Genomic DNA, 17,296 nt, shown 5'->3' on the forward strand with positions numbered 1-17,296 from the left:
AAGGCGAGTGGCCGCCGCGGCCGTCGCGGTGGTCACGACGGTCGCCTGAGCTCACTTCGACGACGGGACGCCGAGGGCCCGGCGCCAGTGCTCGCTGACGCTGCGGCGCAGCGATTCGGGGTCGACGCTGCCGGGGTCCAGGAGCCGTTGCAACGCGATCCCGCGCAGCTGCCCGACGACGGCGACCGCGACCCCGGCGGGCTCGGCCCCGGGGTCGATGGTGCCGTCGGCGATGCTGGCCTCGACGTCTTCGCGCAGGTCGGCACGGAAGGCTTCGTCGCGCTCGCGGAAGATCGGCGCCAGGTCCGGCTGGGTGATCGCTTCGGTCCACAGCAGCAGGAACGCCTGGTTGTTCGCGCCGATCCGGCCGAGCTCGCCGAGGTAGCCGTCGATGAGCCGCAGCAGCCGGTCGAGCCCCGGCGGCAGGTCGGCCAGGCCGGGTACGAACCCCACCTGGCTGGCCCGCGCCAGCCGTTCGACGAGCGCCTGCTTGCCCCCGAAGTAGTGCGTGACGATTCCCCGGCTGTACCCGGCGCGTTCCCCGACGTTGGCCAGGGTGAGCGCCCGGACGCCCTGCTCGACGATCAGTTCCCCGGCGGCGTCCAGCAGCGCGGCCTCGGCCTGTTCGCGACGTTCCCGCTGGGTGCGGCGTGGGGGTGGCATCGGGCGGAGCTTAGCAAGGAAACTTGCGTGTCGGCCAACCAGTCTTCTCGGTGCGGTCAGGAGCGGACGACCAGCAGGACGAACGCGATGGTCAGGAGCACGGCCACCGACGTCAGGACGAGCACCACGCGGTGTCGCCAGGCCGCGCTTTGCCCGGCCACGGCTCGCTCGAGGTCGCTGAGCCGGTTTTCGGTCAGCCAGGTCTGCAACCGCGGCCAGTCGCGGACGATCGCCTGGTGGGCCACCGTGACGCCGCGCTCCCCGATCGTCAGCAGGCGGCCCTTGACCAGCAGTTCCACCAGGGTGCTCGCCGCCTGCGGGTCCTCGTCGGGCAGGAGTTCGCCGAGGGGGACCACCGCGCGATCGCCGCACGTCACCAGCCGGAGGAAGACCTTGCGGGCCAGCCGCCACTGGTGGACGTCGAGCAGGCTGAACGTCTCATCGCCCAGCCGGGTGATGACGCCGGCGATGTCCCCGGCCGCCAGGTAGCCGGACAAGGTCAGCTGCGGGCCGGCGCGGTGTTCCCAGAGCTCGTGCAGCGTGCAGGCGAGCACCGGCAGGTTCCCCGGCTCGTCCGCCGCTTCGGTGACGAGCCGGTCGACCAGGTCCGGTTCGATCTCCGCCCCGGCCACCGCGGCCGGCTCGACGACGACCGTCCGCGGGTCGGGGGGACCGACCGCGACCACCCGCCCGGCCAGCGCCGTCGTCAGCGCCGGATGGCCGGCGAGCCGCGGGGGCTGTCCGGCACGGGACACCAGCAGGACGTGCACGCGGTGCTGCCCTTCGGTGGCGAAGGCCAGCAGCCGGGAGACGAACTCGGCGCGTTCCCGCTGATCCCCGCAGAGGGTGTACAGCTCCTCGAACTGGTCCACCACGAGCACCAGCCGGGTGCCCGGCGGCCGGCCGGCCAGCAGGTGCCGCAGCGCCGCGGCCGGGGATTCCGGGCGGCCGGCGGGCAGGCGCAGCGCGGCCCGCAGCGCGGCGCACGGGTCGGCGCCGGGGGAGAGCAGGATCGGGTGCACCGGCGGCGTCGCCCGGCGCAGGCTGGGCAGCAGCCCCGCCTGGACCAACGACGTCTTGCCGCAGCCGGACGCCCCGGAAAGGGCGACCAGGCCGTTCGCCAGCAGCCGCCCGCGCAATTCGTCCACCAGCCGCTCCCGGCCGAAGAAGTATTCCTCGTCCGCCGCCGTGAATGGACGCAGCCCCGGGTACGGTGTCCGCTCCGGTCCGGACTCCGTGGTGCCGAGTTCGGCAGCGACCGAGTGCCACCTCGCCTCCCAGTCCGGGAGGTCTCCGCCGCAGGCTTCGACGAAAGCGAGCGTCACCGCCAGCGTGGGAAAACGATTCCCGCCGGCGGCTTCGGCGAGCACGGTCATCGAATAGTTGGATCGTTTCGCGAGTTCCCGGTAGGTCGGACTCCCCGCTTCGTCTCGTAGTTTCCGCAGCTCGAGAGCGAAGCGGGGCACCGGGCCGCCGGTCGGGTCGATGGATCTTTCACGACGTCCCATGAAGCCCCCAGTAGTCACTTGCCGTCGTAAGTGCCTGACTTCATGATGCCCGCTGACGGACCTTTTCGGCCAATGCAGCCGGACGGCGCACCCCGCCTGCTGCCGTTCGGTCAGCCGGGCTGCGGCCATCCGTGGTGCGCCGATCATCGGGTTTGATTGTCCGGCCCTCGTGACCTCGCGGACAACGCGGAGGGCTTGCTAGACAGGAGATCGCCGATCCGTGGGAGTGTCGGAGAACACCGGACGGCTCTCGTGGAGCGCGCTTTTCCCGCCATCGGCGATCGCCGGCGTGTGTTTGGGGGACTGTTGCTGAGGATTCATTTCACGGTCGAAGACATGGCCAGACTGCGGATGCGGGCCCAGCTGGGGCCGGTGGCCGAAAGCGTTTTTGCGCTGGATCTGTTCGCCCGGCGGGGCAGTGTCCCTTTTCCGGGTTGGCGCAAGGAGGTCCGCGCCCGGCTCGGGCAGCGCTTGCCGGAGTTCCAGCAATGGCCGGAGTACCACGCTTCTCCGCAGTTGCTCTGGTTGCTGGAAATGGGCGGACAGCCCGGCGCCGGCGAGCACGACCGGTGGAAGGGCGCCGCGGCGGTGTTCGAGTTCTGCCAGGTGGGGGTGTTGCCCTACTGGGAACGGGTGTACGGCCACCTGTCCGCGTTGCGCGACGCCTACGGCCGGATCGAAATCGCCAACGGGGTGCGGGGCCTGCTCGGCAACCTGCATTGCCGCCTGCACTGGAATTCGCCGGTGCTCGAAGCGCCCGGTGAGCCCGACCGCGACGTCCACCTGGACGGCCGGGGCCTGGTGATCGGCCTTTCCGCGTTCCTGCACGGCCGAACCTGCGTGGTCCTCGACGCCGAACGCGACACGGGGCTGCCGGCGCTGGTGGTGGCGGCCCCGGTCGACCCCGGCCCCGCCGTCGAAGCCCGCCGGGACGCGCACGGCCAGGCCCTGAGCGCGCTGGTGGGGCACACCCGGGCGGCCGCGCTGGAGGCACTGACCGACAGCTGCACCACCGGCGAGCTGTCGGTCCGGCTCGGCATCTCGCTGGCCGGGGCGAGCAAGCACGCCACCGTGCTCCGCAAGGCCGGCCTGGTCACCACCGCCCGCCACCGCAACACGGCCCTGCACACCCTGACCCCACTGGGCGTCGCCCTGCTGCGCAACCGCGGCTACGAGCCGCTCCCCGTACCACCGGGACCGAAGGAGATCCATGAGTACCAATCCGTTTGACGACCCCGACGGCCACTACGTGGTGCTGGTCAACGACGAGGGCCAGTACTCGCTGTGGCCCGCCTTCGCCGAGGTGCCGCCCGGCTGGACCGTCTCGCTGGCCCGAACCGACCGCCGGACGGCGCTGGAGCACGTCAGCACCCACTGGACCGACCTGCGGCCGAAGAGCCTGATCCGGGCCATGGACGGCGAGCCGCAGCCGGGGTGAACCGGAGAGGAGCTCCTGCTGTGCTGAAGATGTCACTGACGGCCGAGGACCGCGAGGCGGTCACGGCACTGGCGGGCGAACTCGCGGCCCGCTTCGGTACGGTCGAATCCGCCGAGTTCCAGCGGGAAGCCCGCACCTACGCCGAGGAGCTGCCCCGGCGGCTGCGGCAGGCGGCCCACGAATTCCGGCTCACCGAGAGCTCGGGGGTCTTCCTGCTGTCCGGGCCGGCCGTCGACGACGAGCGGATCGGCCCCACCCCGGCGCACTGGCGGGATCGGCCCCGCACCTCGCCGACCCTGGCCCACGACCTGGTGTTCTACCTCGTGGCGTGCCTGCTGGGCGAGCCGATCGGCTGGGCGACCCAGCAGGACGGCCGCATCATGCACGACGTCTTCCCGATCGAGGAGCACACGCACGAGCAGATCGGCTGGGGCAGCGAGGAACTGCTCGCCTGGCACACCGAAGACGCCTTCCACCCGATGCGCACCGACTACCTGGGCCTGCTGTGCCTGCGCAACCCCGACGACGTGGAGACGACGTTCGCCGACATCGCCGACGCCGAACTCGACGAGGGGACCCGGGAGCTGCTGTTCGAAGAGCGGTTCTACATCCTGCCGGACAACTCGCACCGGCCGGAGAACCAGCTCGGCGGGGACGAAGCGGACGACGGGGCCGCCCGGCTGCGGCGGCGCAGCCGGGAGCGGGTGGACCGGGCCCTGGCCGATCCGACGCCGGTCGCGGTGCTGTTCGGCAGCCGGGAAGCGCCCTACCTGCGCATCGATCCGTACTACATGCAGTACCCCCACGGCGTGCCGGAGCGGCAGGCGCTGGAGCGGGTCGAGGCGGCGCTCGACGCCGTGCTGACCGGGGCCGTGCTGCGGCCCGGGGACATGTGCTTCCTCGACAACTACCGGATGGTGCACGGCCGCAAGCCGTTCCGGGCGCGGTTCGACGGCACCGACCGCTGGCTGCGGCGGTTGAACGTGGCCAGGGACCTGCGCAAGTCGCGGGAGCTGCGGCTGACGGCGGAATCGCGGGTAATCTTCTGAGAGAACGGTAACCGCCGCGTCACCGAGGGAGAGGGGCGACCGCCGTGGCAGCCGCCCCGCCCGCGACGCCGTGGCAGGCGATGACCACCCGGCCCTGGCGGTTCCTCGCGTCCGGCTGGCCGTGGCGCAGCCTGGCCTACCTCGCCTGCGGGATGCTCGCCGTCGTGCCGCTGCTCGCGCTGGTCCGGGCGGTCGCGGTGGCGGGCGGTGGGGGCGCCTACCTCGCCGGCGCCGCCGCGGTGCTGGTGTTCTGCCTGGTCGCCGCCCTGCCGCTGGCGGCACTGGAGCGGTGGCGGCTCCGGCTCGTCGACCACACGGCGGCCGCGGTGACGCACGGCCACGCGGCCGCGCCGAAGGGACCGCGGCGGCTGTGGGTGCGGCTGGCCGAGCGGGCGACCTGGCGCGAATTCGGCTACGCGGTCCTGTTCGTCACGGTGCTGGCCCCCGCCGGCGCCGCGATCGTGCTCTTCGCGTCCGGCCTGCTGCTGGCCCCGGCGGGCCCGGTGCTGATCCTGGTGCTCGACACGGGTGACCTGCTCGGCGACGGCGGCGGCCCGGACGGCGACCCGCTGGGCGTGGTGCTGGCGATCTGCTGCTGGCTGGTCCTGCTGCCGCTGACCGCGTACCTGGTCGCCGGGTTCGCCGCGGCGCAGGCCGCGCTCGCCCGGCTGCTGCTCACCCCGGCCGACGCGGAACTGGCCACCCGGATGCGGGAGCTGACCCGCTCTCGCGCCCGGCTGGTCGACGCCTTCGAGATCGAGCGGTCGCGCATCGAGCGCGACCTGCACGACGGCGCGCAGCAGCGGCTGGTGGCGCTGACCATGACGCTCGGGCTGGCCGAACTGAAGCTGGCCGGCGCCGAGGGCGACGTGCCGGACCTGGTGGCGCGCGCCCGGACCGAGGCCGAGGCGGTGCTCGGCGAGCTGCGCGAGCTGATCCGCGGCATCCACCCCCGCGTCCTCACCGACCGCGGGATCGAGGCCGCCGTGCTGGAGCTGACCGACCGGTGCCCGATCCCGGTGCGCGTCGGGATCGAGCTGCCGCGGCGGCCGTCCCGTGCCATCGAAGCGGTGACCTACTTCGCGGTGAGCGAGGCGCTGGCCAACGTGGTCAAGCACGCCGGAGCCACCCGCGCCGAGGTGACCGGGCGCGCGTCCGGCGCCGGGCTCGTGCTGACGATCGCCGACGACGGAGTGGGCGGGGCGGCCCCCGAGACCGGCACCGGCCTGCAGGGGCTGGCCGACCGGGTGGCCGCGGTGTCCGGCACCCTGGGGCTGAGCAGCCCGCCCGGCGGGCCGACCGTACTGCGACTGGAGCTGCCGTGGCAGACACCGGACTGACCGTGGTCCTGGCCGAGGACGCCGTCCTGCTGCGGGCGGGGCTGGCCGAGCTGCTCGGGCACTTCGGCCACCGGGTCGTCGCCGCGGTGGCCGACGCGCAGGCGCTGATCGAAGCCGTGGACGAGCACCGGCCCGACGTCGTGGTGACCGACGTGCGGATGCCGCCCGGCTACAGCGACGAGGGCCTGCGCGCGACGACGACCCTGCTGGAGCGCCATCCGGGCCTGAACGTGCTGGTGCTCTCGCAGTACGTCGCCACGGCGTACGCGATCGAGCTGCTGGACTCGGACCGGCACGAGGCCGCCGGCGGGCTCGGCTACCTCCTCAAGGACCGGGTGGGTGCGGTGGCCGACTTCGTGGCCGCGATGGAACGCATCGCCGCCGGCGACACGGTCATCGACCCGGAGGTGGTGCGCCACCTGCTGCGCCGCGAGCGGGCCGCCGAACCGCTGCACAGGCTCACCGCCCGCGAGCGGGAAGTGCTGGCGCTGATGGCGGAGGGCCGGACCAACGCGGCGATCGCGCGGGAGCTGTTCGTCAGCGAGGCCGCGGTGGCGAAGAACATCGGTTCCATCTTCACGAAACTCGGGTTGTACGCTCCGGAGGGGAACCGGCGGGTGCTGGCGGTTTTGGCTTACCTGCGGGGCGGCGCGGCCTGAGGGTGGCGGCCGGTCCGTTGCCCGGTGGTCGCCGGCCCACCTGAGGGCCGCCGCCTGACCTGAGAGTTTCGGCGCCACGTCAAGCAGATTGCCTCCCCGGCCGCCCGGCGGCGAGACTCAGACCGACCGGTTGTGCTCGAACTTCCCCGGGAGTTGGCGAACCATGCGCGGCACTCTTTCGGACGATCTCGCCGTTCTCGGCCCGCTCGGCGGCGAGCTGATCGGCGGCAACGGGACCCGGCTGGTGGAGTACGACGGACCGCGGGAAGCGCTTTCCGTCGTGCCGTGGGCCCACGAGCACCGGGACGCCCTGCGGACCGCACTCGGCGAGTACGGCGCCGTGCGCGTGCGGGGCGCCGTCGACACCCCGGAGCTGCTCGAGGAGGTCACCCGGGCGCTGGGCGGGGAACTGCTGGCCTACACCGAGCGGACCACACCGCGCACGTCGGTGCACGGGAACGTCTACACCTCCACCGAATACCCGGCCGCCCAGACCATTCCGCAGCACAACGAGCTGTCCTACGCCCGCGTCGTGCCGCGGTGGCTGTTCTTCGCCTGCGCCGTGCCCGCGGCCTCCGGCGGTGCCACCCCGCTGGCCGACGGGGCGGCGGTGCTGAGCAGGCTGCCGCGCGATCTGGTGGCCCGGTTCCGGGAGCAGGGCGTGCGCTACACGCGGGCCTACCGGGTGGGCATGGGGCTGACCTGGCAGGAGGCCTTCCAGACCCGGGACCGCGGCGAAGTCGAGGACTACTGCAGCCGCAACGGACTGGAGTGGGAGTGGGGCGGGGACGACGAGCTGCGGACCCGCAGCCACCGCCCGGCCGTGGTGACCGATCCGGTCTCGGGCCGCGAGGTCTGGTTCAACCAGGCGCACCTGTTCCACATCTCCAACCTGCCGGACGACGTCGGGGCCGCCCTCGTGGCGATGTACGAGGAACGGGACTACCCGCGGCACGCCTACCACGGCGACGGCACGCCGATCACGGCGGACGAGCTGGCGCTGATCCGGCGGGCGTACGCCGACTCCCTCTTCGAAACCCCTTGGCACAGCGGCGATCTGATGGTCGTGGACAACCTGCTGGTCTCCCACGGGCGGCGGCCGTACACCGGGCAGCGGCGCGTGCTGGTCACCATGGCCGGCGCCGTCGAGATCGGCAGCGGCGATGACGATCGCTGACGCCGCCGAGCGGCACCGGGTCCTGGTGGAGTGGAACGAGACCGACACGCCCTACCCGAGGGACAGCTGCCTGCACGAGCTGTTCGAGGACCGGGCCCGGCGGGCGCCGGACGGCCCGGCCGTGGTGTGCGGCGACCGGACGCTCACGGCGGCCGAGCTGGACACGCGGGCGAACCGGCTCGCCCACCGGCTGCTGGCCTGCGGGGCGGGCCCGGAGGTCCTGGTCGGCATCTGCCTCGAACGGGGGCTCGACCTGGTGGTCGCCGCGCTGGCCGTGCTGAAGGCCGGCGGCGGTTACGTGCCGCTGGACCCGCACTACCCGGCGGCGCGGCTGCGCGTCATGCTCGCCGACACGGCGGCACCGGTCGTGCTCACCCACCGGCGGCTGGCCGACCGGATCCCCGGTTCCGGAGCGACCGTGCTCTTCCTGGACGACGCCGGGGACGCCGGGGACGCCGGGGACGCCGGGAACGACGAGCAGTGGCCCGCGCAGGCACCCGAGGTGGCCGTCGGCCCGGAGAACACCGCGGTGACCCTCTACACCTCCGGGTCCACCGGTGTGCCCAAGGGCGCCGTGCTCACCCACCGGGGGCTGGTGCGGCTGGTGCGGCCCGGCGGCGTGGCGGTGTTCGACGGCACCGAGACCTCCGGGATGCTCGCGTCGCCGTCGTTCGACGCCTCCGCCTTCGAAATGTGGAACGCCCTGCTCGGCGGCGCGCGCCTCGCGGTGTACCCGGCGGGGATGCCCTCGGCCGAGCAGCTGCGGGAGTTCGTCCGGGGGCACGGCGTCACCACGATGGTGTTCACCACCGGCTTCTTCCACACCCTGGTGGATTCCGCCGTGGACGTGCTGGACGGGCTGCGGCAGATCGTCGTCGGCGGCGAGGTCCTGTCGCCCGCGCACTGCCGCCGGGCCACCGACCGGGTGCCCGGGCTGCGGATCGTCAACGTCTACGGGCCGACCGAGTGTGCCTCGGTCACCTGCTGCAGCACCTTCGACCCCGCGGGCACCGACACGGTGCTGCCGATCGGCAAGCTGATCCCGAACACCCGGATCTACCTGCTCGACGACCGGCTCGAGCCGGTGCCCGTCGGCGTGCCCGGCGAGGCCTACATCGCCGGGGACGGGCTGGGCCGCGGTTTCCTGGCCCGCCCGGGCCTGACCGCGGAGCGGTTCGTGGCCGCCCCGGCCGGCGTGCCCGGTTCGCGCGTGTACCGCACCGGGGATCTGCTGCGCTGGCGCCCGGACGGCAACCTGGACTTCGTCGGCCGGGTGGACGACCAGGTCAAGGTGCGCGGGTTCCGCATCGAGCTCGGCGAGATCGACGCGGTGCTCACCCGCCACCCCGACGTCGTGCGGGCGGTCACCGTGGTCCGCTCCGACGGCAACGGCGGTAAGCGCCTGGTGGGTTACGTGACCGGGACGGCGACCGACGCCGCCCGGATCCGCGACTTCGCCGCCGGCGTGCTGCCGGAGTACATGGTGCCGTCGGCGATCGTCGTGCTGGCCGGATTTCCCCTGACCCCCAACGGAAAGGTCGACCGGGCGGCGCTGCCGGAGCCCGATCCCCGCTCGCCGACCGGAAGCGGCGCCCCGCGCACGGAGGCGGAGCGGCGGCTGGCCGCTCTGTGGGCCGAGGTCACCGGTGCGGCCCGGGTCGGCATCCACGACAACTTCTTCGCCGACCTCGGCGGCGACTCCATCCGCGCGATGCAGATGCTGTCGCGGGCGCGGGCGGTGTTCGGCGAGGACCTGCCCGCGCGGGCGCTGTTCGACTCGCCGACCGTCGCGGACCTGGCGAAACTGCTGCCGGTGACGGTGCCCGAAGGCCGGGGCGAGGTCATTCCCGTGGTGCCGCGGGACCGGCCGCTGCCGCTGTCCACCGCCCAGCGGCGGCTGTGGATCCTGGAGCGGCTGGAGCCGGACAGCGTCGACTACAACACCACCGCCGGGCTGCGGCTGTCCGGCCCGCTGGACGTCGACGCGCTGCGCGCCGCGCTCGAGGCGCTGGTGCGGCGGCACGAGCCGCTGCGGACGACGTTCGACGTCGCCGGCGGCGAGGGCGGGCAGATCGTGCACCCGCACGGCAGCGCCCCGCTGGAGGTGATCGACGCCGCCGGTCTCGACGGCGCGGCGCTGGACGAGCTGCTGCGCGAGAACGCGGCCCGGCCCTTCGACCTGCGGCACGGGCCGCTGCTGCGCGCGTCGCTGCTGAAGCGGGCGGGGGACGAGCACATCCTGGTGCTCGACCAGCGCCACATCATCACCGACGGCTGGTCGGTGGGGGTGGTGATCGGCAAGCTGCTGCGGTTGTACGAGGCGATCCGGCGGGACGAACCGGCCGGGCTGCCGCCGCTGCCGGTGCAGTACGCCGACTTCGCCGTGTGGGAGCAACAGCGGCTGTCCGGCCCGGCCCTCGAGCCGCAGCTGGCCTACTGGCGCACCCAGCTGGACGGCGTGCCCCCGCTGGCTCTGCCGGCCGATCGCACGCCCGGCCCGGCCCGCACCTCGGCCGGGGCGGTGCACCGGTTCGAGCTGCCCGCCGGGCTGGTGACCCGGCTGACCGAGCTGGGCGGACGGCGGGACGCGACCCTGTTCGTCACGCTGACCGCCGCGATGCAGGTGCTGCTGTCCCGCTACTGCGGCCAGGAGGACGTCAGCGTCGGCACCGTCACGGCGGGCCGCGACCGGGCCGAGCTGGAGTCCCTGCTCGGCTTCTTCGTCCGCACGCTGGTCCTGCGCTCCCGGGTCCACCCGGCGCTGCCGTTCGCCGAATTCCTCGACGACACCAGGGAAATGGTGCTGGCCGCGTTCGCCAACCAGGAACTGCCCTTCGACCGGCTGGTGGAGGAGCTGCGGCCGGACCGCGATCCGGCCCGGACCCCGTTCATCCAGGTGATGGTGGCCCTGCAGAAGCCGTTCGTGCACGCGGGCGAGGTGGCGGGCCTGCACGTCGAAGAGCTCGACATGCCCCGGGTTTCGGCGCCCTTCGACCTGTTCGTCGAGTTCTGGCCCACGGGCGGCTCGTTGCGGACGGTGTTCACCTACAGCACCGACCTCTTCGACGCCGCGACGATCGAACGGCTGGCCGGCCACCTGCGCGTGCTGCTCACGGCGATCGCGGACGACCCGGAGCAGCCGGTGTCGCTGCTGCCGCTGCTCGGCGCGCGAGAACGGCGGCAGCTGCTCGTCGAGCGCAACGACACCGCCCGGCCGGTACCGGAGGCCACGCTGCCCGGACTGTTCGAGGCGCAGGTCGCGCGGACGCCGCACGCCACCGCGCTCGTCGACGGCGAGGTGGCACTGACCTACCGCGAACTGGCCGGGCGGGCCAACGCTCTCGCGCACCGGCTGGCCGCGGCCGGGGTGCGCCCCGAGCGGCCGGTCGCCCTGTTCTTCGAACACTGCTCGGCGGAGATGGTCGTGGCCGAGCTGGCGATCGCCAAGGCCGGCGGGGTGTACCTCCCGCTCGACGTGCGCTCGCCGGTCGCGCGGTTGCGGGCCGTGCTGGCCGAAGCGGCGCCGGACGTGCTGATCGCCGACCGGCACCGGCTCGACACCGCCCGGACTCTCCACAGTGGACAAATTTTGGCGGTGTCCGGCGAGTCCGCCGCGGAGGCGCCCGCGTCCGGTGTCCTGCCGGACAACCTCGCCTACGTGATGTACACCTCCGGGTCGACCGGGACGCCGAAGGGCGTGGCGGTGCGGCACCGGGACGTCGCCGCCCTGGCCGTCGAAAGCCGGTTCCGCGGCGGCGGGCACGACCGGGTGCTGCTGCACTCGGCACCGGCCTTCGACGCGACCACCTACGAGACGTGGGTGCCCCTGCTCAACGGCGGCCGGGTCGTCGTGGCCCCGCCGGGCGCGCTCGACGCCGCCGGGCTGCGGCGGCTGGTCACCGGGGCCGGGGTGACCGCCGTCTTCCTGACCTCCGCCCTGTTCCGCCAGTTCGCGGACGAGGCACCGGACTGCTTCGCCGGGGTGCGGGAAGTCTGGACCGGGGGCGAGGTCGTCTCGCCGCACGCAGTCCGCCGGGTGCTGGCCGGCTCGCCCGGCGTCACCGTGGTGGACGTGTACGGGCCGACCGAGACGACGACGTTCGCGACCGCGTACCCGATGCCGCCCGGCACCGAACCGCGCGAGCCGCTGCCGATCGGCACGCCGCTGGACAACCTGCGCGCGTACGTGCTGGACCAGCGCCTGCAGCCGGTGCCCGACGGCGTGGTCGGCGAGCTGTACCTGGCCGGAGCCGGGCTCGCCCGCGGCTACCTGGGCCGGCCGGAGCTAACCGCCGAGCGGTTCGTGGCCGATCCCTTCGCCGGCGCTGCGCCGGGCGGCCGGCTCTACCGCACCGGCGACCTGGTGCGCTGGCGCCGCGGTGCGCTGGAGTACGCCGGCCGCACCGACGACCAGGTCAAGATCCGCGGGTTCCGGATCGAGCCCGGCGAGATCGAAGGCGTGCTGGGCCGCTGCTCCGGGGTCGAGGAGGCCGTGGTGGCGGTGCGGACCGAACGGACCGGCCGCCGGCTGGTCGGTTACGTGGTGGGCGACGGGCTCGACCCCGAGCGGCTGCGCGAGGAGCTGAGCCGGGACCTGCCCGAGTACATGGTCCCGGCCGATCTCGTCGTCTTGGCCGCGCTGCCGCTGACCCGCAACGGCAAGGTCGACCGGGCCAGGCTGCCCGCTCCGCGGCGCGAAGCGGGCGGGCAGGCCCCGCGCACCGGGACCGAACGCGTGCTCACCGAAATCTGGGCGGAGCTGCTGGGCCTGCCGTCGGTGGGCATCGAGGACAACTTCTTCAAGCTCGGCGGGGACTCCATCCTGGGTCTGCAGCTGGTGCACCGGGCCCGGGAGCGGGGGCTGACCTTCGGGGCCCGCGACGTCTTCCGCTGGCAGACCGTCGCGGCGCTGGCCAGCCACGCCGAGCACGCGGCCGCGCCGGAGGCCGAGCAGGGACCGGTCAGCGGCGCGGTGCCGCTGACCCCGATCCAGCACTGGTTCTTCGCCACGCACACCGCCGACCCGCACGACTTCGCGCAGACCGTCCGGGTCGAGCTGACCGACCCCGAGCCGGACGAAGCCGCGTTGCGCGTCGCGGTCGAAGCCCTGCTCGCCCACCACGACGCCCTGCGGATGCGGTTCGAACCCGCCGGGGACACCTGGCGGCAGTACGGCCTGCCCGCCGAGACCGCGGACGTGTGGCGCGCCGGCGACCCGGACCTGACGAACGGGCCGCTGCTGCGCGTGGCGCTGGACCGCGTGCCGGGGCGGCGGCCGGTGCTGCGGATGGCGGCGCACCACCTGGTCACCGACGGCGTTTCGTGGCGGGTGCTGCTGGCCGATCTCGAGCGGGCCTACCGGCAGGCCGTGCGGGGCGAACCCGTCGACCTGGGCCGCAAGACGACGGCGTTCCGCGACTGGGCGGTGCGGCTGGCCGCGCTGGCCGGCGACGGCGGGTTCGACGACGAGCTGCCGCACTGGACGGCACTGTCCGAACAGGACTGCCCGCGGCTGCCCGTGGACGCGCCGGGTGCGAACACCCCCGGCTCCGCGCGCGCGGTCACCGTCCGCCTGTCCGCCGCCGACACCCGGGCGCTGCTGCGGGACGCCCCGCACGCCTACCGCGCGCGGGTGGACGACCTGCTGCTCACCGCGCTCGCCCGGGTGCTGGCGGACTGGACCGGCGGCGAACGGGTGCTGATCGGGCTGGAGGGCCACGGCCGCGAGGAGCTCTTCCCCGACTTGGACCTCTCCCGCACCGTCGGCTGGTTCACCAGCCTGTACCCGGTGGTCCTGGACGTTCCGCCCGGCGCCGGTCCCGGCCCGCTGCTCAAGGCGGTCAAGGAGCGGCTGCGGGCGGTGCCCCGGCACGGGCTCGGCCACGGCGTGCTGCAGCACCTGCGCGGGACGCTCGACGGGCCGCGGCCGGAGATCAGCTTCAACTACCTGGGCCGGTTCGACCTCGGCGGCTCGCTGTACGACCCCGCCGGTCCCGGGCTCGGCCTCGCCGAGTGCCCGGAGGGCACCCGGCCGCACCTGCTCGACGTGGTCGGCCTGGTGGCCGGGGACCGGCTGGAGTTCCACTGGTTCCACTCCGGCGCCGTCCACCGGGAGGAGACCGTGCGGCGGCTGGCCGGGGAGTTCGCCGCCGGGCTCGCCGAGCTGGCCGCGCACTGCACCGCGCCGGGGGCCGGCGGCCGGACGCCGTCGGACTTCCCGCTCGCCGGGCTCGACCAGGCGGCGGTGGACCGCATCGCCGGCGACGGCCGCGGCGTCGCCGACATCTACCCGCTGACCCCGATGCAGAGCGGGATGCTCTTCCACAGCCTGATCGGCGACCAGCGCGGCCTCTACCTCGAGCAGACGTCGCTGGTGCTGGACGGCGTGGCGGACCCGCGGCTGCTCGGCGCCGCCTGGCAGCGGGTGGCCGACCGCATACCGGTGCTGCGCACTTCGCTGGTGTGGGAGGACGTCCCGCAGCCGGTGCAGGTCGTGCACGAGCACGCCGAACTGCCCGTCGAGTACCACGACTGGCGGGCGCTCGGCGAAGCCGCGCGCCGGGAGGCCGCCGCGCAGCACCTGCGGCGGGACCGCGAGCGGCCGCCGGAGCTGGGTGCGCCCCCGCTGCTGCGGCTGGCGGTCGCCCGGCTCGGCGACACCCGCGTCGAACTGCTCTGGACCTTCCACCACGTGCTGCTCGACGGGTGGAGCGTGGGACAGGTGCTGGCCGAGGTGTTCGGCGAATACGCGGCGCTGAGCGGCGGCCGGCCGTTCACGGCCCCGTCCCGCCGTCCGTACCGCGACTTCGTCGAGTGGCTGTCCGAAAAGGACCTCACGGCGGCCGAGGCGCACTGGCGCGCGGCGCTGGCCGGGTTCACCACGCCGACGCGGCTGCCGTTCGACCGTCCCCGCGGGAGCGGGCACCGGCCGCCGGAGCCCGCCGAGCTGGCCGTCGAGGTCTCCCCGGAGATCTCCGAAGCGCTGTACGACGTGGCGAAGCAGGCCTGGGTCACGGTGAACACGGTGATCCAGGGCGCGTGGGCGATGGTGCTCGCGCGCTACGGCGGCACCGAGGACGTCTGCTTCGGGGCCACCGTCGCGGGCCGCCCGGCCGAGCTGCCGGGGGTGGAGTCGATCGTCGGGCTGTTCATCAACACCCTGCCGGTGCGCGTGCGGGTGGCCGGAGCAGCCGACCTGATGGCCTGGCTGCGCGAGCTGCAGGCGGCCCAGGCGGAGGCCGGCGGGCACGAGCACGTGTCGCTGGCCCAGGTGCAGGGCTGCAGCGAGGTGCCGCCCGGCGTGCCGCTGTTCGACAGCATCGTGATCTTCGAGAACTACCCGTTCGACCCGGGCACCGCGGCCGAGCACGGCATCGGGCTGGCCGGCGTCCGGTCGGACAGCGGGACGAACTACCCGCTGAACCTCATCGCCTACCCGGGACCGCGGCTGTCGCTGCTGCTGAACTACGACGCCGCGCTGTTCGAGCGGGACACCGCCGAGCGGGTGGCCGGCCGGCTGCAGGCCGTGCTCGCCGCGATCGCGGCCGACCCGAACCGCTCGGTGCGGAACCTGTGCGGGCTGACCGGGGACGAGCGCCGGCAGGTGCTCGTGGAGTGGAACCGCACCGCGGCGGAGTTCCCCGCGGACCGGTGCCTGCCCGAGCTGATCGACGAGCAGGCACGCCGGTCGCCGCACGCGGTGGCGGTCACGACGGCGACCGGGCCGGACCTGACCTACGCCGGGCTGACGGCCCGGGCCGACCGGCTCGCCCACCACCTGATCGCCCACGGGGCCGGTCCGGACGTGCGGGTGGTGACGTGCCTGGAGCGCGGCGCCGACCTCGTGGTCGCCCAGCTCGCCGTGCTCAAGGCGGGTGCCGCCTACGTGCCGCTCGATCCCGGCGTCCCGCCGGCGCGGGCCGCGTTCGTCGCGGCCGACGCGGAGGCGGCGCTCGTGGTGACCCGCCGGTCGATCCGGCTGCCGTGGCCCGGCGGCGTCGAGGTGGTCCGGCTGGACGAGGACGCCGCGGAGATCGGGGTCCGCCCCGACCGCGCGCCGGCCACGGCGACCCGGCCGGAGAACCTGGCCTACGTCGTCTACACCTCCGGCTCCACCGGGCAGCCCAAGGGGGTCATGGTCGAGCACCGCAACCTCGTGCAGCTGTGCACCTGGCAGGCGCGGGAGTACGGCATCGCGCCGGGGGACACCTCGGCGCACCTGGCCGCACTGGGCTTCGACGCGTCGGTGTGGGAGCTGTGGCCCTACCTGGTGGCGGGGGCGACGGTGGCCGTGCCCGGGCCCGAGGTGCTCGACGACTCGGCCGCGATGGTGGCCTGGTTCGCCGCGGCCGGGGTGACGATCTGCTACCTGCTGCCCGCACGGGTCGAGGCGCTCCTGGACGAACCCGGGCTCGCCCGCACCAGCCTGCGGCTGGTCCTCACCGGCGGCGACACGGTGCGCCGCCGTCCGCCGCGCGGCACGCCGTTCCGGCTGTTCAACCACTACGGCGCCACCGAGATGACGGTCGTGTCCACCGGCGGCGAGGTGCGGCCCGACGGCGACCGGCTGCCCGCGGTCGGCGGCCCGCTGGCCAACGCCACCGCCTACGTGCTCGACGCCCGGCTCGGCCCGGTGCCGGTGGGTACCCCGGGCGAAATCTACCTGGGCGGTGCGGGGCTGTCCCGCGGTTACGCCGGCCGCCCGGACCTGACGGCCGAGCGGTTCGTCGCCCACCCCTTCGGCCCGCCCGGGGCGCGCCTTTACCGCACCGGCGACCTGGGGCGGTGGACCCCGGACGGGCAGCTGGAGTTCCTCGAGCGGACCGACGACCAGGTCAAGATCCGCGGCTTCCGGGTCGAGCTCGGCGAAGTCGAGCAGGCGCTGCTGCGGGTACCCGGCGTCACCGCGGCGGTCGTGGTGGCCCGGCGCGAACCCGACGGCCGCGCGTGGCTGACCGGCTACGTCGTCGGCACCCCGCCAGCGGACCTGCGTGCGGCGCTGGCGGAGTCGTTGCCGCCGTACCTGGTGCCCTCGGCGTTCGTCCGGCTCGACGAGCTGCCGCTGACCGCCAACGGGAAGGTCGACCGCCGGGCCCTGCCGGCCCCGGCGCGCGAGGACCGGGTGAGCGAAGGTTACGTCGAACCCCGCGACCCGACCGAGGCGGCGCTGGCCCGGCTGTGGTCGGAGGTGCTGGGCATCCCCCGGGTGGGCGTGCACGACGACTTCTTCCGCCTGGGCGGAGATTCGATCGTGAGCCTGCGGTTGGCTTCGCGGGTGCGGCGGGCGTTCGGGGTGCCGGCTTCGCCGCGGGATTTGTTCGAAGCTTCGACGGTGGCGGAACTGGCGGAGCTGGTGCGGGAGCGCATCCTGTCGGGATTGGAGCTGCGGCAGCCGGAAGGGTGACTTCGCCGGTCCTGGGCGGCTCGTTCCCGTCCCCCGACGAACGGGAACGAGCCGGCCAG

At 74.1% G+C, this 17,296-nt stretch carries 9 protein-coding genes; 7 read left to right on the forward strand and 2 right to left on the reverse strand.

Annotated features, from left to right (window positions below; genetic code table 11):
• Positions 1–51: 51 nt before the first annotated feature.
• A complete protein-coding gene (locus ACLJOU_RS43315; RefSeq protein ID WP_410575104.1) occupies positions 52–663 on the reverse strand; it encodes a TetR/AcrR family transcriptional regulator in 612 nt (203 codons plus the stop codon).
• A gap of 56 nt (positions 664–719) precedes the next feature.
• Complete coding sequence (locus ACLJOU_RS43320) at positions 720–2,171, reverse strand: hypothetical protein (protein WP_410575105.1); 1,452 nt, start codon at positions 2,169–2,171, stop codon at positions 720–722.
• A gap of 336 nt (positions 2,172–2,507) precedes the next feature.
• Between ACLJOU_RS43320 and ACLJOU_RS43325 the strand changes: the two genes are divergently transcribed.
• The 7 genes from ACLJOU_RS43325 to ACLJOU_RS43355 all read left to right on the forward strand — a co-directional run bounded on the left by ACLJOU_RS43325 (position 2,508) and on the right by ACLJOU_RS43355 (position 17,237).
• A complete protein-coding gene (locus ACLJOU_RS43325; RefSeq protein WP_410575106.1) occupies positions 2,508–3,401 on the forward strand; it encodes an ArsR/SmtB family transcription factor in 894 nt (297 codons plus the stop codon).
• On the forward strand, positions 3,382–3,609 hold the full coding sequence (locus ACLJOU_RS43330) for an MbtH family protein (protein ID WP_410575107.1): 228 nt from the start codon (positions 3,382–3,384) through the stop codon (positions 3,607–3,609). The genes ACLJOU_RS43325 and ACLJOU_RS43330 overlap by 20 nt, the downstream gene beginning before the upstream one ends.
• A gap of 29 nt (positions 3,610–3,638) precedes the next feature.
• Entirely contained in the window at positions 3,639–4,658 is a 1,020-nt protein-coding gene (gene gntD, locus ACLJOU_RS43335; protein WP_410575133.1) for a guanitoxin biosynthesis L-enduracididine beta-hydroxylase GntD, read from the forward strand.
• Positions 4,659–4,702: 44 nt separating this feature from the next.
• The gene (locus tag ACLJOU_RS43340) at positions 4,703–5,998 is read left to right on the forward strand and encodes a sensor domain-containing protein (RefSeq protein WP_410575108.1); all 1,296 of its coding nucleotides are present in this window, start codon (positions 4,703–4,705) and stop codon (positions 5,996–5,998) included.
• Positions 5,995–6,657 (forward strand): response regulator, encoded by a 663-nt coding sequence (locus ACLJOU_RS43345; RefSeq protein WP_410575134.1) that lies wholly within the window; start codon positions 5,995–5,997, stop codon positions 6,655–6,657. The genes ACLJOU_RS43340 and ACLJOU_RS43345 overlap by 4 nt, the downstream gene beginning before the upstream one ends.
• A gap of 163 nt (positions 6,658–6,820) precedes the next feature.
• Positions 6,821–7,834 carry a TauD/TfdA family dioxygenase gene (locus ACLJOU_RS43350; protein WP_410575109.1) on the forward strand — a complete coding sequence of 338 codons (1,014 nt, stop codon included), beginning with the start codon at positions 6,821–6,823 and terminating at the stop codon, positions 7,832–7,834.
• A complete protein-coding gene (locus ACLJOU_RS43355; RefSeq protein ID WP_410575110.1) occupies positions 7,821–17,237 on the forward strand; it encodes an amino acid adenylation domain-containing protein in 9,417 nt (3,138 codons plus the stop codon). Before ACLJOU_RS43350 ends, ACLJOU_RS43355 begins: the two co-directional genes overlap by 14 nt.
• The last annotated feature ends 59 nt before the right edge of the window (positions 17,238–17,296 follow it).

It is taken from the genome of Amycolatopsis sp. cmx-4-61, assembly GCF_046548775.1.
GTDB lineage: Bacteria > Actinomycetota > Actinomycetes > Mycobacteriales > Pseudonocardiaceae > Amycolatopsis.

Excerpts from the sequence above, each read along its gene's own strand:
- ACLJOU_RS43355 (WP_410575110.1), top strand. The coding sequence starts at position 7,821 with ATGACGATCGCTGACGCCGCCGAGCGGCACCGGGTCCTGGTGGAGTGG.
- gntD (WP_410575133.1), top strand. The coding sequence starts at position 3,639 with ATGTCACTGACGGCCGAGGACCGCGAGGCGGTCACGGCACTGGCGGGC.
- ACLJOU_RS43350 (WP_410575109.1), top strand. The coding sequence starts at position 6,821 with ATGCGCGGCACTCTTTCGGACGATCTCGCCGTTCTCGGCCCGCTCGGC.
- ACLJOU_RS43320 (WP_410575105.1), bottom strand. The coding sequence starts at position 2,171 with ATGGGACGTCGTGAAAGATCCATCGACCCGACCGGCGGCCCGGTGCCC.
- ACLJOU_RS43330 (WP_410575107.1), top strand. The coding sequence starts at position 3,382 with ATGAGTACCAATCCGTTTGACGACCCCGACGGCCACTACGTGGTGCTG.
- ACLJOU_RS43325 (WP_410575106.1), top strand. The coding sequence starts at position 2,508 with ATGGCCAGACTGCGGATGCGGGCCCAGCTGGGGCCGGTGGCCGAAAGC.
- ACLJOU_RS43315 (WP_410575104.1), bottom strand. The coding sequence starts at position 663 with ATGCCACCCCCACGCCGCACCCAGCGGGAACGTCGCGAACAGGCCGAG.